This window comes from Thermaerobacillus caldiproteolyticus (assembly GCF_013761245.1).
GTDB classification, from domain to species: domain Bacteria; phylum Bacillota; class Bacilli; order Bacillales; family Anoxybacillaceae; genus Thermaerobacillus; species Thermaerobacillus caldiproteolyticus.
In genome coordinates this window covers 47,796-67,170 of sequence record NZ_JACDUT010000012.1, presented here as the reverse complement: position 1 = coordinate 67,170, position 19,375 = coordinate 47,796, and the positions used below count along the sequence as shown (strand labels likewise).

At 41.5% G+C, this 19,375-nt stretch carries 25 protein-coding genes; 17 read left to right on the top strand and 8 right to left on the bottom strand.

From position 1 onward, the window contains the following. Positions 1 to 174: 174 nt before the first annotated feature. The 3 genes from HNR31_RS15705 (at position 175) to HNR31_RS15695 (ending at position 1,884) form a co-directional block, all read left to right on the top strand. Entirely contained in the window at positions 175 to 882 is a 708-nt protein-coding gene (locus HNR31_RS15705) for a cytochrome c biogenesis CcdA family protein (RefSeq protein ID WP_181557130.1), read from the top strand. 101 nt (positions 883 to 983) lie between these two features. Beyond that, on the top strand, positions 984 to 1,343 hold the full coding sequence (locus tag HNR31_RS15700; RefSeq protein ID WP_220129566.1) for a response regulator: 360 nt from the start codon (positions 984 to 986) through the stop codon (positions 1,341 to 1,343). A gap of 58 nt (positions 1,344 to 1,401) precedes the next feature. Next, positions 1,402 to 1,884 carry a CcdC family protein gene (locus HNR31_RS15695; protein WP_181557129.1) on the top strand — a complete coding sequence of 161 codons (483 nt, stop codon included), beginning with the start codon at positions 1,402 to 1,404 and terminating at the stop codon, positions 1,882 to 1,884. Between the two features lie 32 nt (positions 1,885 to 1,916). Here the strand turns inward: HNR31_RS15695 and HNR31_RS15690 are convergent, their stop codons facing one another. Beyond that, complete coding sequence (locus HNR31_RS15690) at positions 1,917 to 2,351, bottom strand: DUF2621 domain-containing protein (protein ID WP_181557128.1); 435 nt, start codon at positions 2,349 to 2,351, stop codon at positions 1,917 to 1,919. Between the two features lie 275 nt (positions 2,352 to 2,626). Between HNR31_RS15690 and HNR31_RS15685 the strand changes: the two genes are divergently transcribed. The 7 genes from HNR31_RS15685 (at position 2,627) to HNR31_RS15655 (ending at position 10,362) form a co-directional block, all read left to right on the top strand. Beyond that, positions 2,627 to 3,271: a cell wall hydrolase gene (locus HNR31_RS15685; RefSeq protein WP_374058324.1), complete on the top strand. Its 645-nt coding sequence runs from the start codon at positions 2,627 to 2,629 to the stop codon at positions 3,269 to 3,271. 157 nt (positions 3,272 to 3,428) lie between these two features. Then, positions 3,429 to 6,107: a sigma 54-interacting transcriptional regulator gene (locus HNR31_RS15680; RefSeq protein WP_181557126.1), complete on the top strand. Its 2,679-nt coding sequence runs from the start codon at positions 3,429 to 3,431 to the stop codon at positions 6,105 to 6,107. A gap of 171 nt (positions 6,108 to 6,278) precedes the next feature. Continuing rightward, positions 6,279 to 6,581 carry a PTS sugar transporter subunit IIB gene (locus tag HNR31_RS15675; protein WP_181557125.1) on the top strand — a complete coding sequence of 101 codons (303 nt, stop codon included), beginning with the start codon at positions 6,279 to 6,281 and terminating at the stop codon, positions 6,579 to 6,581. A 17-nt stretch (positions 6,582 to 6,598) separates the two neighbouring features. Continuing rightward, positions 6,599 to 7,945: a PTS cellobiose transporter subunit IIC gene (gene celB / locus HNR31_RS15670; protein ID WP_181557124.1), complete on the top strand. Its 1,347-nt coding sequence runs from the start codon at positions 6,599 to 6,601 to the stop codon at positions 7,943 to 7,945. 25 nt (positions 7,946 to 7,970) lie between these two features. Further along, on the top strand, positions 7,971 to 8,705 hold the full coding sequence (chbG, locus tag HNR31_RS15665; RefSeq protein WP_181557150.1) for a chitin disaccharide deacetylase: 735 nt from the start codon (positions 7,971 to 7,973) through the stop codon (positions 8,703 to 8,705). A gap of 11 nt (positions 8,706 to 8,716) precedes the next feature. After that, complete coding sequence (locus tag HNR31_RS15660; protein WP_181557123.1) at positions 8,717 to 9,046, top strand: PTS lactose/cellobiose transporter subunit IIA; 330 nt, start codon at positions 8,717 to 8,719, stop codon at positions 9,044 to 9,046. Further along, positions 9,043 to 10,362, top strand: a complete 1,320-nt coding sequence (locus HNR31_RS15655; RefSeq protein WP_220129563.1) for a 6-phospho-beta-glucosidase — start codon at positions 9,043 to 9,045, stop codon at positions 10,360 to 10,362. Before HNR31_RS15660 ends, HNR31_RS15655 begins: the two co-directional genes overlap by 4 nt. 101 nt (positions 10,363 to 10,463) lie before the next feature. Here the strand turns inward: HNR31_RS15655 and HNR31_RS15650 are convergent, their stop codons facing one another. Continuing rightward, positions 10,464 to 10,841 carry an alpha-crystallin domain-containing protein gene (locus tag HNR31_RS15650; protein WP_181557122.1) on the bottom strand — a complete coding sequence of 126 codons (378 nt, stop codon included), beginning with the start codon at positions 10,839 to 10,841 and terminating at the stop codon, positions 10,464 to 10,466. Positions 10,842 to 10,944: 103 nt separating this feature from the next. After that, complete coding sequence (locus tag HNR31_RS15645; RefSeq protein WP_015863578.1) at positions 10,945 to 11,091, bottom strand: small acid-soluble spore protein P; 147 nt, start codon at positions 11,089 to 11,091, stop codon at positions 10,945 to 10,947. Between the two features lie 123 nt (positions 11,092 to 11,214). Between HNR31_RS15645 and HNR31_RS15640 the strand changes: the two genes are divergently transcribed. Continuing rightward, a complete protein-coding gene (locus HNR31_RS15640; protein WP_181557121.1) occupies positions 11,215 to 11,475 on the top strand; it encodes a hypothetical protein in 261 nt (86 codons plus the stop codon). A 359-nt stretch (positions 11,476 to 11,834) separates the two neighbouring features. On the opposite strand, the gene sspO is transcribed toward HNR31_RS15640, so the two are convergent. After that, positions 11,835 to 11,984 carry a small acid-soluble spore protein O gene (gene sspO / locus HNR31_RS15635; protein WP_181557120.1) on the bottom strand — a complete coding sequence of 50 codons (150 nt, stop codon included), beginning with the start codon at positions 11,982 to 11,984 and terminating at the stop codon, positions 11,835 to 11,837. Positions 11,985 to 12,188: 204 nt separating this feature from the next. On the opposite strand from sspO, the gene acnA reads away from it, so the two are divergent. Beyond that, complete coding sequence (gene acnA / locus HNR31_RS15630) at positions 12,189 to 14,900, top strand: aconitate hydratase AcnA (RefSeq protein ID WP_181557119.1); 2,712 nt, start codon at positions 12,189 to 12,191, stop codon at positions 14,898 to 14,900. Between the two features lie 84 nt (positions 14,901 to 14,984). Here acnA and sspL read toward each other — a convergent pair whose 3' ends face one another. Beyond that, on the bottom strand, positions 14,985 to 15,122 hold the full coding sequence (sspL, locus tag HNR31_RS15625) for a small, acid-soluble spore protein L (RefSeq protein WP_181557118.1): 138 nt from the start codon (positions 15,120 to 15,122) through the stop codon (positions 14,985 to 14,987). 348 nt (positions 15,123 to 15,470) lie between these two features. Here sspL and HNR31_RS18975 point away from each other — a divergent pair, with 348 nt between their 5' ends. From HNR31_RS18975 to HNR31_RS15615, 3 genes are read left to right on the top strand one after another with little or no spacing between them, the layout of a single operon-like run. After that, positions 15,471 to 15,647: a divergent PAP2 family protein gene (locus tag HNR31_RS18975; protein ID WP_228485620.1), complete on the top strand. Its 177-nt coding sequence runs from the start codon at positions 15,471 to 15,473 to the stop codon at positions 15,645 to 15,647. After that, positions 15,648 to 15,824: a hypothetical protein gene (locus HNR31_RS18970; protein WP_258561110.1), complete on the top strand. Its 177-nt coding sequence runs from the start codon at positions 15,648 to 15,650 to the stop codon at positions 15,822 to 15,824. Positions 15,825 to 15,858: 34 nt separating this feature from the next. Further along, the gene (locus tag HNR31_RS15615; protein WP_181557117.1) at positions 15,859 to 16,134 is read left to right on the top strand and encodes a DUF6123 family protein; all 276 of its coding nucleotides are present in this window, start codon (positions 15,859 to 15,861) and stop codon (positions 16,132 to 16,134) included. A gap of 30 nt (positions 16,135 to 16,164) precedes the next feature. Here HNR31_RS15615 and HNR31_RS15610 read toward each other — a convergent pair whose 3' ends face one another. The 3 genes from HNR31_RS15610 to HNR31_RS19400 form a co-directional block, all read right to left on the bottom strand. Further along, entirely contained in the window at positions 16,165 to 17,094 is a 930-nt protein-coding gene (locus HNR31_RS15610) for a DMT family transporter (protein WP_181557116.1), read from the bottom strand. Then, positions 17,091 to 17,501 carry a reverse transcriptase-like protein gene (locus HNR31_RS15605; RefSeq protein ID WP_181557115.1) on the bottom strand — a complete coding sequence of 137 codons (411 nt, stop codon included), beginning with the start codon at positions 17,499 to 17,501 and terminating at the stop codon, positions 17,091 to 17,093. The genes HNR31_RS15610 and HNR31_RS15605 overlap by 4 nt, the downstream gene beginning before the upstream one ends. A 224-nt stretch (positions 17,502 to 17,725) precedes the next feature. Beyond that, positions 17,726 to 17,896, bottom strand: coding sequence for a VUT family protein (locus HNR31_RS19400; protein ID WP_373367403.1), 171 nt, complete (start codon positions 17,894 to 17,896; stop codon positions 17,726 to 17,728). 429 nt (positions 17,897 to 18,325) lie between these two features. Between HNR31_RS19400 and HNR31_RS15595 the strand changes: the two genes are divergently transcribed. Further along, positions 18,326 to 18,991 (top strand): ribonuclease H family protein, encoded by a 666-nt coding sequence (locus HNR31_RS15595; protein ID WP_181557114.1) that lies wholly within the window; start codon positions 18,326 to 18,328, stop codon positions 18,989 to 18,991. Positions 18,992 to 19,000: 9 nt separating this feature from the next. Next, a complete protein-coding gene (locus HNR31_RS15590) occupies positions 19,001 to 19,219 on the top strand; it encodes a zinc-finger domain-containing protein (RefSeq protein WP_181557113.1) in 219 nt (72 codons plus the stop codon). Positions 19,220 to 19,375 lie beyond the last annotated feature (156 nt).

Sequence of the window (19,375 nt, the reverse complement as noted above, 5' to 3'; positions counted from 1 at the left end):
CAAGTCCTTTCTTTTCAAGGATTATATAGGTATTGTAAACTATTTTGGTAATTAATTCAAAAGAGAAATAACTATTTTTCTTGTTTCACCATTAGATAATTCAATCGAAGTATCACCAAGGTACTCATTTTTTTGGTAAAATGAAAATAAAAAAGAGTTTAGGAGCTGAATAACATGACTGACGTCAATGTTTTTTTGGCATTTGGAGCCGGATTTTTGTCGTTTATTTCGCCATGCTGTTTGCCGCTTTATCCAGCGTTTTTATCATATGTTACCGGCGTATCGGTCGCAGAGTTACAATCGGAGAATGCGATGTTACAAAAGCGCAGTTTGTTACATACGTTTTTTTTCTTGCTTGGTTTTTCGTTTATTTTTATTTCGATCGGGTTCGGTACATCGTTCATTGGTCAGTGGTTTAACGAATATCAAGATTTTATTCGCCAGGTTGGTGCAATTCTTATTATCTTTTTTGGGTTTGTCATTGTTGGAGTATTTAAGCCAAGCTTTTTGATGAAAGATCGACGTTTTTCCTTCCAGAAGCGGCCTTCCGGTTATGTCGGTTCGATTCTGATTGGTATGGCCTTTGCTGCAGGATGGACGCCGTGCACAGGGCCGATTTTAGTATCTGTCATCGCGCTAGCAGCAACGAACCCAAGTTCAGGAATGATTTATATGTTAGCGTATTCATTGGGATTTGCTATCCCGTTTTTTCTTCTTTCCTTTTTTATTGGCAAGATGCAGTGGATCCGTCGCCATCATGTCAAAATCGTGAAAGTAGGCGGATATACAATGATCGTGATGGGAGTTGTATTATTTTTTGACTGGATGACCAAAATTATTGTTTATACAACAAGTATTTTCGGGGGATTCACCGGCTTTTAAGTTCCGGCAAGTTGAATTTCATCGTCAAATTCGTTACATTGTTTGATAGGACCGACGACCCGTTATGCACATATGATTCTTAGCTGAGTAGGGGGATGATCATGGCCAAAATACTCATTGTAGACGATGCAAAGTTTATGCGAATGACGTTATCGAACATTTTAAGGAAAGCAAACCATGAGATTGTCGGGGAAGGAGAAAACGGGCAGGAAGCTGTGGAGCTGTATCGAACATTAAAACCCGATGTCGTTACTTTGGATATTACAATGCCCATTATGAACGGATTGGAAGCGGTAAAGGCAATTAAGCGCGAGGATGAGAACGCAAAAATTATTATGTGTTCAGCGATGGGGCAACAAAAAATGGTTGTGGAAGCGATCGAAGCAGGGGCGATTGATTTTATCGTCAAACCGTTTGAAGAAAGTCGCGTCATCGAAGCAGTGAATCGCGCGTTAATGTAGCGATGCATAATAATAAAAAATATACCAATGAGTAAATTAATGGTAAAGGATGATGATTGTGGCAATAATTAGTTCAATTATCGCAGTGTGTATGGCAGTGTTCATTTTATTTGTGAGATTGAAAGCGTCGAAAAGGCCGACAAATGCAAGAAAAATTATTTTACCTCCCATTTTTATGAGCACAGGTGCACTTATGTTTTTAGACCCACCGTTTCGAGTTACAAAAGGTGAGCTGTTAGAAGCAATTGTGCTAGGGGCTTTTTTCTCTATTTTTCTCATTAAAACATCAAAGTTTGAAATTAAAGATGGACACATTTATTTAAAACGCTCAAAAGCATTTGTTTGGATTTTAATTAGCTTACTCGTCATTCGCCTTGGCTTAAAATCATATTTAGGAAGAACGATTGATTATCGTCAATTAAGCGGGATGTTTTACTTGCTGGCGTTTTCCATGATTGTGCCGTGGCGAGTTGCTATGTATATTTCTTACAAAAAATTAGAAAGACAGCTTAATCATAATCCAACGATATGGTCAACGTAAAAAGAAAAGCGGAGGCGAGATGCCACCGCTTTTTATTTGCTTTGGAGCAAATGTTCGTAAGGGGCTAAATTAATTTGTTTTTCTTTCAAGGCTTTGACTAAAAATTTATGATCGCGTTTAGGTGTGGCGATAATATAGCCGCGGATCACTAAATCTTTTGTAATACAGGATGCATTTTCTTGAAGGGCTAGTTCGCCGATTTTGCCGGCGATTTTTTGCCGGGCAACATCGCGAAACAGCTCTGGTACAGGCTTTACTAAATCTTCAAGAAGCGCTTTTTCCTCATCGCCCCATAAGTGCCGTGTCTGTTCGATGTAATATTCCTGCCAGTCCAATTCGGACTTTCCATCTGCTTTCGGCAATCTCTTTAAAAATTTGCGAAACATAAAAAAACCACCAATTGACATTGTGATCAACAAAAAGACGACCCAAAACAAAATAAACAAAAGAAACCAACCTGTTAACATACTTTCACCTCAACGCAAACTTCCATCTCTATCAATCATTATCGCGAAAATAGCTATGTTTGGCAAGAAGGGCTGCTTTTGGCTGATATGTCGTTGATTGTTACGAAACTGTAATAGAACTGTAAAGAAGAGCCGCGATCCCTTATCTATCAATGTATTCGCGTATGTCATAGAGATGAAATGGTAATTCCGACCAGTGATATGCGTCTATGAACATGCTAATCTAGGAAATGCCGACGAGAGAGCCAACAAGCAACTATGAGGAGGACAAAATGATGAAAAAAGTCTTTTCAACACTCGCAGTAGTTTGCTGTATGGTTGGAGCGTTTACAGCACAACAAGGGAATGCGGCAACGACGTATACATACTATAAAGTACAAAAAGGTGATTCTTTTTATAAAATTGCTAAAAAATATAAAACTACGATTTCCACAATAAAAACGTTAAACAAACGGAAAAGTGATCAAATTTTCGCTGGCGAAACGTTAAAAGTGCCTGTAACGGTGAAAGCAACCAAGACAGTATCAACAGCGAAACCTTCGATTACGGCGGAGGAACGGAAATTAATGGCGCAGCTCGTTCAAGCGGAAACGGGCTCAAGTGAACCGTTCGCCGGAAAAGTAGAAGTAGCTTTAGTAATTTTAAATCGTGTAAAAAGCCCTGCATTTCCTAATAGCATTAAAGGAGTGATTTATCAAAAAACGAAAACAGGCTATGCATTTGTACCTGTGAAAACAGGAAAACTGACTCGCATTCAGCCAACGAAACAAGATTATGCGGCTGTCGATGAAGCATTAGCGTTATTTCCAAAAGATCGCCGCGGTTCCCTCTACTTCTACAATCCAAAAATCACTAAAGACAAATGGATTCTTTCAAGACCGGTAACGATTCGCATCGGTCATCATGTGTTTGCGAAGTAAACATGCTGCTTGCTTAATAATAAACCATTGATGAGGATGTTCCTTTATAAAGGAGCATCCTCTTTTATTATTGGCAATAAAATAGTAAAGAGATGGAGAAGAAAACAGCTTTTTACTGACTGTCTAGTAAACAATAATTGATAGGGGAGAGTGTGATGTGAAACGGATTGATATCGTCTATGAAAAATTAAAGGAGTTAACATCGAGCAACAACGAGTGGATTAGTGCTCAACAGCTAGCGAGCATATTGAAGCTAGACCGAGCCAACGTCAGTAGCGATTTAAACAAGCTGTGGAAGAAGGGAAAAGTACAAAAAAGAAATGGAAGACCTGTTCTTTTTTCCGTTGTGCGACAAAAATCCAGTGAGATGTTTTTAACAAAATTGGATGAACTAATGTATCATCAACCAAGTTTAGCGATCGCTGTCGAACAAGGAAAAGCCGCGATTCTTTATCCTCCAAAAGGAATGCATATGCTTATCCTCGGTGAAACAGGGACCGGAAAATCAATGTTTGCCGAGCTTCTTCATGAGTTTTCCATCGAAATTCGTAAATGTTCACAAGATGCTCCATTTATTGCATTTAATTGTGCCGATTACGCCAATAATCCGCAATTATTGCTTGGCCAACTGTTTGGCGTCAAAAAAGGAGCATACACTGGAGCGGCTGAACAAAAAGGGCTCATTGAAAAAGCAAACAACGGTATTTTATTCTTAGATGAAGTACATCGGCTGCCGGCTGAGGGGCAAGAAATGCTATTTACTTTTATCGATAAAGGGGTGTACCGCCGGCTAGGAGAAACGGAGACAGTGCGAAGTGCGAATGTATTGCTTATTTGTGCGACGACGGAAAACCCGGAATCGAGTCTACTAACCACATTTCGGCGTAGAATTCCGATGAATATTTATTTGCCTCCGTTGCGAGAACGAACGACAGAAGAACGATGTCACTTAATTTTTCATTTTTTCAGAGAGGAAGCGATTCGATTAGGAAAAGAAATTCACGTTTCCGCTAATACGGTTCGAGCGTTTTTATGCTATCCATGCCCGAATAACGTTGGCCAATTAAAAGCAGACATTCAGCTAGCGTGTGCCAAAGCATATGCCGATTATGTCACAGCGAAAAAGAAGAAAGTTCAAATTAATAGCCCGGATTTACCTCATTATATAAAAGAAGGTCTTTTCATTGCCAAAAAGCAAGCAAGATCTCTTGTTTTTCAATATCGTTACTATATTTTTTCTCCGGATCGTGAAGAGATGAGTTTTGAACCAAACGAGGCAGACTACCAAAATATATACGAAAGCATTGAAAGAAAGTTTAACGAGCTGAAGGCGCATGGTGTAAATGATGATGAGCTTGAACTTTTAATGGAAATTGATGTGGAAAATTATTTTACCCAATATATGAAAGGAGTAAACAGGCGCATTCATACTGGCAATGACTTAGCGAAAATTATTGATCCGCCGATCATTCAATTAGCGGAAACGATAATCCAGCAGGCAGAAAGAGCCCTTCGTAAACGGTTTGCGAAAAAAGTCGTGTATGGTCTTGCTTTGCATATTCAAACATCGATTCAGCGAATTCAAAACGGCAAAAAGATTATGAATCCGCATCTCAATAAAGTACGAATGATGTACAAAAACGAATTTAACCTTGCTTTAGATTGCATGAAAATGATTGAAGAACATACGGGGCTTGACCTTCCCATTGATGAAGCTAGTTTTCTAACAATGTTTTTTGTGCTGGATAATGAAGCAATCAACGATCATGAAGAACATGTGTCTATTTTAGTCATGATGCATGGAAACGGAGCAGCCACAGCAATGGCTGATGTCACCAACCATTTGCTTGCCACTGATCACGTGAAAGCGATTGATATGCCGATGCATTTAGAGCCAAAAGAAATATATGAACGAGCCAAAATGCTTGTGAAACAAATCGCTTCGAAGAAAGGTCTTCTTCTTTTAGTTGATATGGGCTCGCTTACTACATTTGGAGAACTGCTAGAAAAAGAGGTTGGTATTCCTGTGAAAGTCGTATCCGCCATTAGCACCCCACACGTTCTCGAAGCAGCGCGGAAAGCAATAGTAGGCTATTCGCTCGAAGAAATTTATGAAGATGTGAAAAATGTTACCCCATTTTATGTAAACCGCCCACTATGGAATGGAGATGAGCAAAAACAAGAAAAGTTTGTAATTATTACTGCTTGTGTAACCGGAAAAGGAAGCGCTTTAGCGATAAAAAAAGTGCTTGAGACGTATTTGCATTTTGATAATGAGTTTGTAGATATCATTCCGATTCATGTCGCTAGTGAAAAAGATATGCAGATGAGGTTGTCTCAAATTGAAAAACATTACCGCTTGTTATGTGTGATTAGTAATGTCCCATTTTTAGGTAAAACCCCATATTTTTATATTGAAGAGGTGTTAAGTTTGCGGGCTATCAAATCAATTCAAAAACTGATTGATATAGAAGAAACATATACAAAAATGATTGAAATACTGACCAATCATCTTCAATGTATTCGAGCAAGCGAAGGGATTGCTGCGATTCGCTGTTGTTTTGCAAACATTCAGCAGAAGCTGCAAATCAATGTCCATCCTCACGATATGATCGGGATGGTCCTTCATACGTGCTGTATGCTTGACCGTCTCATCGCAGGCGACAATTCTGTTCAATATGAGCAAAAGGAAAAATATATAAAAGAGAACGAGTGGCTATATCATCTTGTGAAAAAAGAGTTGCATTCTCTTGAAAAGAAATATCGTGTCAACCTTACTAAGGATGAGCTGTGTTATATTATGAAATTTTTTGAATATTGCAAAACAAATTGTTAACACACAATATATGATTCTTTGGTTTTCTGAACACTATTGTAAACGTTTTCAAAAACAATTTCTGTTTTTATAACACACTGATGTTTTATGCTTACTCGCACGCTTTTTTTGCACCTTGGCATGAATATTGCAGCAGTATGTTAGTGAGAACTCATAAGGGGGAATGATTCGATGAACATTTTATTAGTTTGTGCCGCTGGCATGTCGACAAGTTTGTTAGTAACAAAAATGCAACAAGCTGCTAAAGAAAAAGGCATCGAAGCAAACATTTGGGCGGTTTCTGCCGATGAAGCAAAAGCACATCTCGATCGTGCTGATGTGTTGCTGCTTGGACCGCAAGTTCGTTACAAGCTGTCGCAATTTAAAAAAGAAGGCGAAGCGCGCGGTATTCCCGTTGATGTCATTAACCCAACGGATTACGGACGTGTCAATGGCGCAAGTGTTCTTGAATTTGCGCTGCGATTAAAACAATAAAAAAGGGGGACGGGCGAATGAATGCGTTTATCAGTGTGTTAGAAAAATATGTCATGCCAGTCGCCGGTCGAATCGCTGAACAAAAACATCTTCAAGCGATTCGTGATGGAATTATTTTAGCGATGCCATTATTAATTATTGGTTCTTTATTTTTGATTCTTGGGTACCTTCCAATTCCCGGCTATAACGAATTTATGGCTGGAACATTCGGAGAAAAGTGGCTGGAAAAGCTTCTTTATCCCGTTGGAGCCACCTTTGATATTATGGCGCTTGTCGTTAGCTTTGGGGTTGCTTATCGGCTTGCCGAAAAATACAAGGTTGATGCGCTGTCGGCCGGCGCGATTTCACTTGCAGCGTTTTTGCTAGCGACTCCTTATAAGGTGCCTTTTGTTCCTGAAGGTTCAAAAGAGACGCTGATGGTTGGCGGCGGTATTCCAGTGCAATGGGTTGGCAGTAAAGGATTGTTTGTCGCAATGCTTTTGGCACTTATTTCAACGGAGATTTATCGAAAAATCATCCAAAAAAATATCGTCATTAAGCTTCCAGACGGAGTGCCACCAGCGGTATCTCGTTCATTTGTTGCACTGATTCCGGGATTTGCGGTCATTTGTCTTATTTGGGTATCCCGTTTACTTTTAGAACTCACGCCGTTTGAAAGCTTCCATAATATCGTTACCGTATTGTTAAACAAACCGCTCAGCACCTTAGGTGGCAGTTTATTTGGAGCGATTATTGCTGTGCTCCTTGTTCAGCTTCTTTGGTCTGTCGGCTTGCATGGAGCGGCAATTGTCGGTGGCATCATGGGTCCCATCTGGCTTTCGCTCATGGACGAAAATCGGATGGTTTTCCAAGCGAATCCGAACGCAGATTTGCCGAATGTCATTACTCAGCAGTTTTTTGACCTTTGGATTTATATTGGTGGTTCTGGAGCGACATTGGCGCTTGCAGTAGCGATGTTGCTTCGTTCACGAAGTCAGCAGCTGAAAAGTCTCGGACGTCTTTCGATTGCGCCAGGCATTTTTAATATTAATGAACCGATTACGTTCGGCATGCCGATCGTGATGAACCCGTTACTCATTATCCCGTTCATTCTTGTGCCAATTGTGTTGACAATCATTTCTTATGTAGCGATGGCGACAGGTCTTGTTGCCAAGCCGAGTGGAGTGGCGGTACCGTGGACGACACCGATGATTATTAGCGGTTATTTAGCAACCGGCGGGAAAATATCTGGTAGCATTTTACAACTTATTAATTTCTTGATCGCTTTAGCGATTTATTATCCGTTTTTTGCGATGTGGGACAAACAAAAAGTAGCCGAAGAAGGCGATATCACTGACGCAAAAATGGATTCAACGATGACATAGCAAAGGTGAGGCGAGAACGATGTCGATTCGATGCATTATTAACGCGGATGACTTTGGTTATTCCAAAGGTGTTAATTTAGGGATTTTAGAAGCATTTCAACATGGAGTCGTGACATCTACGACGATGATGGTGAATATGCCGGGGGTGGAACATGCCGCCCAGCTGGCAAAAGAGAATCCAGATTTAGGAGTAGGAATTCATTTTGTGCTAACATGCGGAAAACCCGTTTGTTCCGATGTTTCATCATTAGTGAATGAAAACGGTGAATTTCGTAAGCGCGATGAACAGCTTCTTCATGCGGATATCAATGAGATTGAGAGGGAATTAACGGCTCAGCTTGAAAAATTTTTCTCACTTGGACTAACGCCGACTCATATCGATAGCCATCATCATGTTCATGCTCACGAGAAGGTATTTCCGATTGTAAAAAAACTTGCTCAGCAGCACCATTTGCCTGCTCGGCCTGTACCTTCTACGGATATGTTTGATTTACAGACGGTGGATGTGTTTATTCATCAATTTTACGGTAACGATTTGACAAAGGAATATTTTTTATCATTGGTCAATCAAATCGGCGACGGGCAAACAGCAGAAATCATGTGCCATCCTGCTTACATTGACCTTCCATTACAAATAGGCAGCTCGTATTGTCTTGAGCGCATCAACGAACTAGCGATTTTAACTGATCCAGAGGTACGTCAGGCAATCTCGGAAAGAAACATCGAACTCATCACTTATCGCGAATTAAAACATACGTAGGGGAGAAAGATATGGGAACTTATGAAGAAACTGTATTTCAACTCATTCTTCATGGCGGAAACGGGAGAAGTTATGCGATGGAAGCTATTGCTGCCGCCAAAAAGGGAGATTTTATAACAGCAAGGAACCATCTGCAAAAGGCAAGCGAAGAGTTACATGCCGCTCACCATGTCCAAACCTCGCTCATTCAAAACGAAGCGAATGGGAAGCGAAAAGAAGTCACTTTGTTGATGATACACGCGCAAGATCACTTAATGAACGCGATCACGCTAAAAGAGCTGGCCGCTGAGTTTGTTGATTTATATGAGTCATTGCAAAACAAAGGGGGAAGAAAAATATGAGCATACAAGGATTGAAAATTGTCACCATCGGCGGAGGGTCTAGCTATACACCTGAATTAGTTGAGGGATTTATCAAACGGTATGATGAGCTTCCCGTCCGTGAGTTATGGCTCGTTGACATTCCAGAGGGAGAGGAAAAACTAAACATTGTCGGCGAACTAGCGAAACGAATGGTCAAAAAAGCAGGCGTGCCGATGGACATTCGTTTGACGCTTGATCGACGCAAAGCACTAGAAGGAGCAGATTTTGTCACGACCCAATTTCGCGTCGGTCGCCTTGAGGCGCGCATGAAAGACGAAAAAATTCCATTAAAATATGGCGTTATTGGTCAAGAAACAAACGGACCGGGCGGATTGTTTAAAGGGTTACGAACGATTCCAGTCATTCTTGACATTATTAAGGATATGAAAGAGCTTTGTCCAGACGCATGGCTCATCAATTTCACGAACCCAGCAGGAATGGTGACAGAAGCGGTACTGCGTTACGGCAACTATAAAAAAGTCGTCGGTTTATGTAATGTGCCAATCGGGATGCGCATGGGAGTCGCCAAACTGCTTGGTGTTGATGCTCGTCGTGTGCATATTGATTTTGCCGGGCTTAACCATATGGTATTTGGGGTAAATATCTATGTAGACGGTAACAATATGACAGAGGAATTGATTGATCGATTAACAAGCGGTGAAGCGTCTGGGATCACGATGCGAAATATCGTCGATCTCGGTTGGGAACCCGGTTTTTTAAAGGGATTAAAAATTCTTCCGTGCCCGTATCATCGCTACTATTTCCAAACGAGCAAAATGCTCGCTGAAGAAATGGAAGCAGCAAAAACGGTTGGCACGCGTGCGGAAGTCGTAAAAAAGCTAGAAGACGAGCTATTTGAGCTGTACAAAGATCCGAATCTTGATATCAAACCGCCGCAACTTGAGAAGCGGGGAGGTGCTTATTATAGCGATGCTGCATGCAGCCTCATTACCTCGATTTACAATGATAAGCGCGATATTCAGCCAGTGAATACGCAAAATAATGGAGCGATTGCCAGTATTCCGAACGAATCAGCTGTTGAAGTGAATTGTGTGATTACAAAAGAAGGTCCAAAACCGATTGCGGTTGGTGATCTTCCAGTCGCAGTAAGAGGACTTGTTCAGCAAATTAAGTCATTTGAACGAGTCGCTGCGGAGGCAGCTGTAACAGGTGACTATAATACCGCTCTTGTGGCGATGACGATTAACCCTCTTGTTCCATCAGATACGATTGCTAAACAAATTTTAGATGAAATGTTAGAAGCTCATAAAGAGTATTTACCGCAGTTTTTTTAAGGGTGAAAACCTCGTAACATTCAATTGCTCTGCCGAAACGGCAGAGCAATTTTTACACCATAAAAATATTATGTAAACAAAAGCTCTTATTTCGAAGAGCTTTACAAATCTATTTCATGAATAGTGATCATATAACGATTGGGATGATTCGCGCTTATTTCTTTGCTGATGTGAATTTCCAAAATAGGCGATGTAAAATAAGCACGAATGTTTTTATTCAGAAGAGGGAACGGCAAATGAACGACCCGTTGTTTATTAATGTTTTCGTTTTCGTGTACTTGAATAATTAAAGCATCGTTTTCACATGTGACGAATATTTGCTCTTTTGTACAGTTGATAAGCTCTGACTCTACGATATATTCGGTTTCCGTTTCAAATACATCGACACGAAATACCGTCTCGTCTAAAATGCTGGAAAATGGATCGCTACATAATGCCTCAAGCCATTGTTCCAATTCAGACTTTTTATCGTTTCCCACTCTATAACAACTCCCTCCGCATTCACCGATAGAATGGCTATTTTCTATCATATGCATCGCATTTGAAAGCGCTCGCGGCGGGAGTTGTAGAAAAAATCTTCCATTACATATCGTGACTGGAATTATGCTTTTGACGCGTATGGTTGCGGTTTTTCACTTTTTTTGATCCGCTTAAAGGCTCTGGTTGGCCGGGATTATCACCTTTTGGTGCATTTTTTCGCATATCTGTACTTGTATTTTTATTCGTCATTTTGATCTTCCTCCTTCTATTCATTAGGATAACAGCATTTTCTCTGTTTATTCGCGGTATAATTTGTGCCGCATTTGAAACGATAATAAATGCGGAATGCAACTTGCGAAGGAGTGAACAGACATGCCGTATCATAAAGACAAACAACAGGCGTTTCAAGCAGCGCAGCAAGGGACGATGGAAGCAAAAGAATGGTACGATCATTTAGTACGTGACCGTGCTGACTATGGAAGTCAGTTGAAACATTTAAAACAAGAAGTGAATGAAGCGTTCGAACAAATTAACAATGCTCTTGAAGTCGCCTCCGAAAAGCAACGTGCTCAACTCGAACAATTTCGTAGCGATTTACAAGCGATCGTTGATGAAGTGAATGAAATAGAATAACAATAAGGGAATGTCCTGTTTAGAGACATTCCCTTATTGTTAATAAGAAGTATAAAGTTTGAACCGCTGTCTGGACTGGCCCGCAACGCTTTCTGGAAATTTCTTCGGTCGTTTTGACTAGCTCGGCGGCCAACTAGTTTGATTTTTGAATAGACATCCATGCAGAATTTGCTTAAAGCATGATCTGAAAAGTGATGCTTTAAGCCGTTCTGGCATCAATAACCTTCTCCCTCGAAGTGCAAGTAAAGGGCATTTGCCCATCTCGGGAGTGAGGATGACGGCATTTCGCTGTTTGCCTATAGAACGTGGCAGTTTTTAGACGAAATAGGGCGCTTTTCTTATGCTAGATGACAAAAGTATTATTGATTCTTTTTTCTTTTTTTATTATTTTGGCGCTGTTCCTCTGTTAACGGTTCATTTGCCAGCTCCTCATTGTAGCCTGCTCCCATCCCTTGCGCACTTGCGGCATTCATCCCTGGAATGACATGATTGGCCTTACGTTTTGCCATTCTCTTCACCTCCGCTACTAGTTTGTGACGGGAAGGGGAATTTATTCTTTTATCAAAAGAAAGAGCGGATTTATTATTTACAATGCATGGCCCCTTATAATAAGATAAAAGCGTAACAATTTTGCGGGTTTTGGGAGAATTCATTCTATTTTTTCGACTTTCGCTCGAAAAAATAGTATAGTATTGTATGAGGGGGTAATACATATGGCAAAACAAGACGTATTTCAAGCCCGTTCTTCATTTGAAGTAAGCGGTAAAAAGTATAATTACTACCGTTTGCAAGCGCTTGAAGAAGCAGGGATCGGCAACGTCTCCCGTTTACCGTATTCCATTAAAGTGCTATTAGAATCAGTACTTCGACAAGTAGACGGGCGTGTCATTACGAAAGAGCATGTAGAAAACCTAGCAAAATGGGGAACGTCTGAACTCAAAGACATCGATGTGCCGTTTAAGCCATCACGCGTCATCTTGCAAGACTTTACAGGCGTACCAGCTGTCGTTGACTTAGCGTCGATGCGCAAAGCGATGGCAGATATAGGTGGTGACCCATATGAGATCAATCCGGAAATTCCGGTTGACCTTGTTATTGACCACTCTGTGCAAGTCGATAAAGCTGGAACGGATGATGCGCTTGAGTACAACATGAACCTAGAGTTTGAGCGCAACGCAGAGCGCTATAAGTTTTTAAAATGGGCACAAAAAGCGTTCAACAACTATCGTGCTGTTCCTCCAGCGACGGGAATTGTTCACCAAGTAAACCTCGAATATTTAGCCAATGTTGTTCATACCATTGAAGGGGAAAACGGCGAATATGAAGCGTTCCCGGATACATTAGTCGGTACGGACTCTCATACGACGATGATTAACGGTCTTGGCGTTCTTGGCTGGGGAGTCGGCGGAATTGAAGCGGAAGCAGGAATGCTTGGACAGCCTTCTTACTTCCCAGTACCAGAGGTAATTGGTGTACGTTTAACCGGAAAATTGCCAAACGGTACAACCGCAACGGACCTTGCCTTAAAAGTTACGCAAGTTCTTCGCAAAAAAGGCGTTGTGGGCAAGTTCGTTGAATTCTTTGGGCCAGGTGTAGCGACATTGCCGCTTGCTGACCGTGCGACTATCGCGAACATGGCGCCAGAATATGGAGCAACATGTGGTTTCTTCCCGGTGGATGAAGAAGCGCTTGAATATTTACGTTTAACAGGTCGCGATGAGCATCATGTTCAAGTCGTTGAAGCATATTGTAAAGCAAACGGCTTATTCTATACGCCAGATGCGGAAGAACCTATTTTCACTGATGTGGTAGAAATCAATCTTTCTGAAATCGAAGCAAACCTTTCTGGTCCGAAACGTCCACAAGATTTGATTCCGCTTTCCAAAATGAAAGAGGCATTCCGTGAAGCGGTGAAAGCGCCGCAAGGAAACCAAGGCTTCGGATTAACAGAAGCGGATCTTGATAAACAAATCACGGTCACTTTGAATGGCGAAGAAGTGACGATGAAAACAGGAGCAATTGCCATCGCGGCGATCACAAGCTGTACCAATACTTCAAATCCATATGTATTAATCGGTGCTGGTTTAGTGGCGAAAAAAGCCGTAGAAAAAGGATTACAAGTTCCAAAATACGTAAAAACATCACTCGCACCGGGTTCTAAAGTAGTTACTGGCTACTTAAAAGACTCCGGCTTGCTTCCATACCTAGAGCAAATCGGTTTTAACATTGTCGGTTATGGATGTACGACATGTATTGGTAACTCAGGACCGTTAGCTCCTGAACTAGAAAAAGCGATTGCGGAAAACGATTTGCTTGTTACAAGTGTGCTTTCTGGTAACCGCAACTTCGAAGGTCGCATTCATCCGCTTGTAAAAGGGAACTATCTTGCTTCACCGCCGCTTGTTGTGGCGTATGCCCTAGCCGGTACGGTGGATATTGACTTATTAAATGAGCCAATCGGCAAAGATAAAGATGGCAATGATGTGTACTTTAATGACATTTGGCCATCCATGGAAGAAGTCAAAGAAGTCGTCAAACAAACGGTAACACCAGAACTGTTCCGCAAAGAATATGAGCGCGTGTTCGATGACAATCAGCGCTGGAATGCGATCGAAACAACGGATGAGCCGCTTTATCAATGGGACGAGGATTCCACATACATTCAAAATCCGCCGTTCTTTGAAGGACTATCTCCAGACGTTCGCGAAGTACAGCCGCTTACAGGCTTGCGAGTTGTTGGAAAATTCGGTGATTCCGTCACAACTGACCATATTTCACCAGCCGGCTCGATCGGCAAAAATACACCAGCTGGTCAGTACCTCATATCAAAAGGCGTCGATCCAAAAGATTTCAACTCATACGGATCTCGCCGCGGCAATCATGAGGTCATGATGCGCGGTACGTTTGCGAACATTCGCATTCGCAACCAAATTGCGCCAGGAACAGAAGGCGGTTACACAACGTACTGGCCGACAGGCGAAGTGATGTCCATTTACGATGCGTGCATGAAATACAAACAAGACGGCACAGGTCTTGTGGTTATCGCTGGTAAAGACTATGGAATGGGAAGCTCCCGCGACTGGGCAGCAAAAGGTACATTCTTATTAGGAATTAAGACCGTCATTGCCGAAAGCTTTGAGCGTATTCACCGCTCGAACCTTGTCCTAATGGGTGTATTGCCGCTTCAATTTAAAGAAGGGGAAAATGCAGAAACATTAGGATTAACAGGAAAAGAAGTGTTCGAAGTGCACATTGACGAAAACGTCAAACCGCGCGATTATGTAAAAGTAACCGCTACAAATCCAGAAACAGGAGAAACGAAAGAGTTCGAAGTATTAGTTCGTTTCGACAGCGAAGTCGAAATCGACTACTATCGCCACGGCGGTATTTTGCAAATGGTATTGCGGGAAAAATTGAAAAAATAATAGAGAAACAGAAATCAAACAAGCAGGCAATTTATTTGCCTGCTTGTTTGATTGTTAAAGTTTATGCATATTGCCTAATTGATCTTATTTTGTATTACTTTTTTTCGCTGCATTTTCGAGTTCGCTTTTCGGATCGGGAGTAAAGGTCGCATCTTGCCCGAATCCTTGTGGATTCACACCGGGTGCTTTTGTTCCACGATTTTTGCCGCCATTTTTCGCCATCGCACTCACCTCCGAGGATAGTGTTGCCTTTTTGTGAAAAAATATGTTTACATCACAAGAACAGCGAAAGACCCCTGCTTATCGAGGACTTTTGCGGAGACTGTCGCCTGCCGCAGCGGCACCGAAGAGGCGCGAGTTGATGGTGTCTGAAGCTAAACAATAAGAAAAAGAGGAGGCAGCCGTTGAAGTTAGACACTGATTAAATGACCGTTTGAGAAAGGAGAAGGAGGCATGAACCGGGCTTAAAAACAGCATTATGGACAATCGCGCTTGCACAGCTTAAAAAAATCTCGTCAAAGAAATGTGAGACGGGGACGTTAGCAATGATCACTTTTTTGAAACGGAGGAATGCCGAGCTCCCATTCTGCAGGAGCTACTTCACTTGCAACCTTTATTGTCTTACCATTGATTCGCATTAGCCGCTTTATTTGGCTTCATTGTGATATATGTGCGCAAGGAGTGCGCAGACAGGCTGGAGAGCTGGCGATTCACCTAAACATGGATTTAGCCGAAGAGACTAAATGATTGGAAAATGATCCGAAACAAATGGTGTACGAGAGACAAAAAAAACGGATTCGTGAGTGTCTTGGTCATCAGCCGATCAAAGTCATTGGCGGGGGTTTACTAGGGATGAAGACAGGAGCGCTTTCTTACTTATGTACATGCAAAAAATGGCTAGCCATAGCGTTAAAAATGCGTTAAGATGGTAGCGAAGATCTCATTCAGGAGAGGGAGTATGGGAAAGCAGACGGTAGAACAATATTTCGATTTTTTAGCGAGCAAAGGATTTCGCTTAGGCGAGGATGCACGCAATTTTATTCGCTTTGGCCAACAGTATACGGGGGCAAACGATTGGCTAACGATTATGGCGTTAGAGTGGACGTTAAAAATTCAAAAGCACTTTGACGGAAGTTTTTACTTATCATTACTTGAAGAGCTAACCCAGCGACAAACAATCACACGCGAGCAGGTCCTAATGTTTATGAAAGAAAAAGGATTTGTGGGCCGTTAAAAATCCTCGAGGCTAATTGCTTCGAGGATTTTATCGTGTCAGGTGCCGCTTTGTTGATAACCGTTTTCCAAAAGACAATGAAAACCGAAACTCTGGCAAAATCATGCCGGATAAAATGCCGATACAACCGATGATGCCAGCGGGCGAAAGTCGTTCTCCAGCCCATATGTATGCAGTGATCGCAGCAAATACCGGCTCCATCGCAAAAATAAGCGCGACGCGTGCAGCTGTCGTGTATTTTTGGAATTTGGTTTGAATCAAAAACGCAAGCGCTGTTGCTAGCAAAGAGGTAATCATTAACGCCGTCCATACTTCTTGTTGCCGCAAAACCGCCACGTTCCACATTTGTGTTCCATCTTCAAACAAGAATGCAAACACGGAACACATGATGGCAACGGTAAAAATTTGTATCACCGTCAGCAACAGCGTCGGGTAACGCGATGAATACTTTCCGGTCACAATGATGTGCATGGCAAATGAAATCGCGCAAAAGAACACAAACACATCGCCGCGATTCATCGACCATTCGCCGCCATTCATTGTTAAAAAATATAAGCCGGCCGTCGCGATAAGTGCGCCAAACACAGCGTTAGCCGTCGGTTTTTGTTTTAAAAAAAGAAATGAAAATAGCGGCACTAACACAACGCTAAGACCGGTAATAAACGCGGTTTTTGATGATGTTGTATACAGAAGCCCAATCGTTTGAAACGCGTAACCGCTAAATAGCCAAAGCCCCATCCATCCCCCGGCACGCAAAAGAGAGGAGCTCCATTGTGTAAGAAGTGAGCGGTAAAACAACAAAAGCCACAATAACAAAAACAAACCGGCTAGCCAAAAGCGTACCGCATTAAATGAGAGCGGTTCAAGAAATGAAATGGCGTTTTGAACAACAACGAATGTGGCTCCCCAAACGAATGTCACAGCAAGAAGGCTTACATCTGCTATCCACTGTTTGTTCAACTCTTTCTCTCCCCCGTTTTTTGAAATTGTTGGATTGCTTTTCGCGCCAGTTCATCGGCGACACGGTTTTCTTTACTTGGTATCCATTTGAGAAAAAACAAATCGAGTTGTTTGGATAGTGCAAGAGCCTGTTCTAACAGCGGTGCATATGTTTTGTTTTTCACATATTCTTTTTCGATCGCCCTATCAACTAATTGGGAATCGGTGCGAAATGAAACGGCTTGATATCCTTTTTCAAGACAAATTTCCAGTCCTTTGATGAGAGAATGGAGCTCAGCTTCGTGGTTTGACATCACACCAAGAGGAATCGAATATCGCTCGACCGTTCCGTTAACTTTAATAAACACTCCTGCCCCTGAAGGCCCTGGATCCCCGGCGCTTGCGCCATCGATATATACTTCGATCAATAGTTACTCCTCCAATATGAAAACTAATGGTAGTGTACCATAGTTATCAAAAAATTTACATATCTTTTTTTCGGAAATCGTTTTGCTATAAAACAAAGGGAGTGCACAAAGAGTAACGGTCTATTTGAGAGTATATATTATAAAAAATTTTCCATCATTCGTTCGTTGGAATACATCGAAAAATGTGATAGAAGTAAAAATTAGTGTATCGATAAGCTGACTTGTCATTGTGTGCTTTCATTATTGCGAATCCAAAACTGTGCATCGCGTAGAAAGCGTTCTTTGAACCAATGAAAAAGATAGACATCCACTGACTCACAAGAAAAGCGCATACACTCTTCAAGCGCAATTCGCGGCAGGAGGGCAAAAATTGTTTCAAGCGATGAGTTGCGCATAATCATTTGCATGCGGTTAATATAATAAGGTAAGTTGCATAATGACAGTTAAGGAGATGGGCGTAAAAATCCGAGACAAAACCGCTTTTAAGTCTCTTTTTACTATATTTTTCGCTTAAAATATTTGTGTAGCAAGAAATGAAGTACCGGACATAATAAATATTGTCGAGCATTGCTGTTAATCCGAATTTTTCAACTTGTATATTAGCGACGACAGTTGAAACCCTGATCCAAACAATCCTAGGAGGCCAAAAGGTGATAGATGAGCAATACAAGGGAAAACGTCACCATCATTGCGATAACCCGAGGCATTCATTCCACATGTTTTTCCCCTCTGTATTGTATAATAAATATAAACAACGATTGTCATTATAACTGCATAAACGTAAATGTACGGTAGAGGAATTTGTCGTGGAAGGATGAAACGATGTGGATGTCATGATTCGATGGGTATATGTTACACCAAAAAAGCAAGAAGTAGTGTTAACTTCGGACCTTCTTCCGGTCGAACAGGCGCTTCTTCTTGCTGAAGATTTTGAGAAAACTGGGCGTGTCAAAGAGTTAACATTTATTGACCGCCAACATGTGACATGGACGAAAAAAGAGTTGATTAAATTACAAAAAGAGTTAGAAACTGAGCCACACGACGTCATTGCGTATTTTGACGGCAGCTTTGACAATGAAACGCTGCAATCGGGCGTCGGTGTCGTCATTTATTATAAACAAAACAACGATCAATATCGTTTTCGCGCCAATCGCCAGCTTGATGAATTAAAATCGAACAACGAAGCGGAATACGCGGCATTTTGGTTTTTAGTGCAAATGCTTGAAGAGTTGGGTGTCCATCATTTGCCGGTTGTATTCCGTGGCGATTCTCATGTTGTACTTAATCAGCTTTCGGGAATGTGGCCATGTTTTGAAGACGATTATAATGCATGGCTTGATCGTATTGAAGCAAAACTGGCGGAGTTAGGCATTCAGCCGGTTTACGAGCCGATTTCTCGCAAACAAAATAAGGAAGCGGATCAGCTCGCTCGTCAAGCGCTAGAAGGAAAATCAATCGCAAGCACGATGGAACTTGGAAAGAAGGAGTAGAAGCAAATAATGAGAGAAGAGAAAGCAAACAAGAGAAAAGAAATATTAGCAAAACTAAATGAACTTCACCATATGTATTGCGAAGGATGTTTCTTAAAAAGCACGTTTCGCAAAGAAATGGGGAAAACGTACGCCCAATCGTTTTGCATTAATCATTGTACCGTTGGTGAAATGATGAAACAATATGGAGAGATGCTACTTGAATCTTCTTCTCGTTCAGTTGAATAGTGCAGCAAGTAAAAAAGGATCTCACGCTAAACGAGATCCCTTTTTGAAAAAGATGTGATGATTCTCTTTTTTGTCATTGTCTAGGGCTTTATTTTTTCTCTTCTTGGACTGTCAGCTTTTCTATGGAGGAAAGGGGGGGAAGAGTATCCTACCTGC

Coding starts and splice junctions, on each gene's coding strand:
- HNR31_RS15705 (WP_181557130.1), top strand. CDS start 175: ATGACTGACGTCAATGTTTTTTTGGCATTTGGAGCCGGATTTTTGTCG.
- HNR31_RS15700 (WP_220129566.1), top strand. CDS start 984: ATGGCCAAAATACTCATTGTAGACGATGCAAAGTTTATGCGAATGACG.
- HNR31_RS15690 (WP_181557128.1), bottom strand. CDS start 2,351: ATGTTAACAGGTTGGTTTCTTTTGTTTATTTTGTTTTGGGTCGTCTTT.
- HNR31_RS15685 (WP_374058324.1), top strand. CDS start 2,627: ATGAAAAAAGTCTTTTCAACACTCGCAGTAGTTTGCTGTATGGTTGGA.
- HNR31_RS15675 (WP_181557125.1), top strand. CDS start 6,279: ATGAACATTTTATTAGTTTGTGCCGCTGGCATGTCGACAAGTTTGTTA.
- celB (WP_181557124.1), top strand. CDS start 6,599: ATGAATGCGTTTATCAGTGTGTTAGAAAAATATGTCATGCCAGTCGCC.
- HNR31_RS15660 (WP_181557123.1), top strand. CDS start 8,717: ATGGGAACTTATGAAGAAACTGTATTTCAACTCATTCTTCATGGCGGA.
- HNR31_RS15655 (WP_220129563.1), top strand. CDS start 9,043: ATGAGCATACAAGGATTGAAAATTGTCACCATCGGCGGAGGGTCTAGC.
- HNR31_RS15645 (WP_015863578.1), bottom strand. CDS start 11,091: ATGACGAATAAAAATACAAGTACAGATATGCGAAAAAATGCACCAAAA.
- HNR31_RS15640 (WP_181557121.1), top strand. CDS start 11,215: ATGCCGTATCATAAAGACAAACAACAGGCGTTTCAAGCAGCGCAGCAA.
- sspO (WP_181557120.1), bottom strand. CDS start 11,984: ATGGCAAAACGTAAGGCCAATCATGTCATTCCAGGGATGAATGCCGCA.
- acnA (WP_181557119.1), top strand. CDS start 12,189: ATGGCAAAACAAGACGTATTTCAAGCCCGTTCTTCATTTGAAGTAAGC.
- sspL (WP_181557118.1), bottom strand. CDS start 15,122: ATGGCGAAAAATGGCGGCAAAAATCGTGGAACAAAAGCACCCGGTGTG.
- HNR31_RS18975 (WP_228485620.1), top strand. CDS start 15,471: ATGCCGAGCTCCCATTCTGCAGGAGCTACTTCACTTGCAACCTTTATT.
- HNR31_RS15615 (WP_181557117.1), top strand. CDS start 15,859: ATGGGAAAGCAGACGGTAGAACAATATTTCGATTTTTTAGCGAGCAAA.
- HNR31_RS19400 (WP_373367403.1), bottom strand. CDS start 17,896: ATGCGCAACTCATCGCTTGAAACAATTTTTGCCCTCCTGCCGCGAATT.
- HNR31_RS15590 (WP_181557113.1), top strand. CDS start 19,001: ATGAGAGAAGAGAAAGCAAACAAGAGAAAAGAAATATTAGCAAAACTA.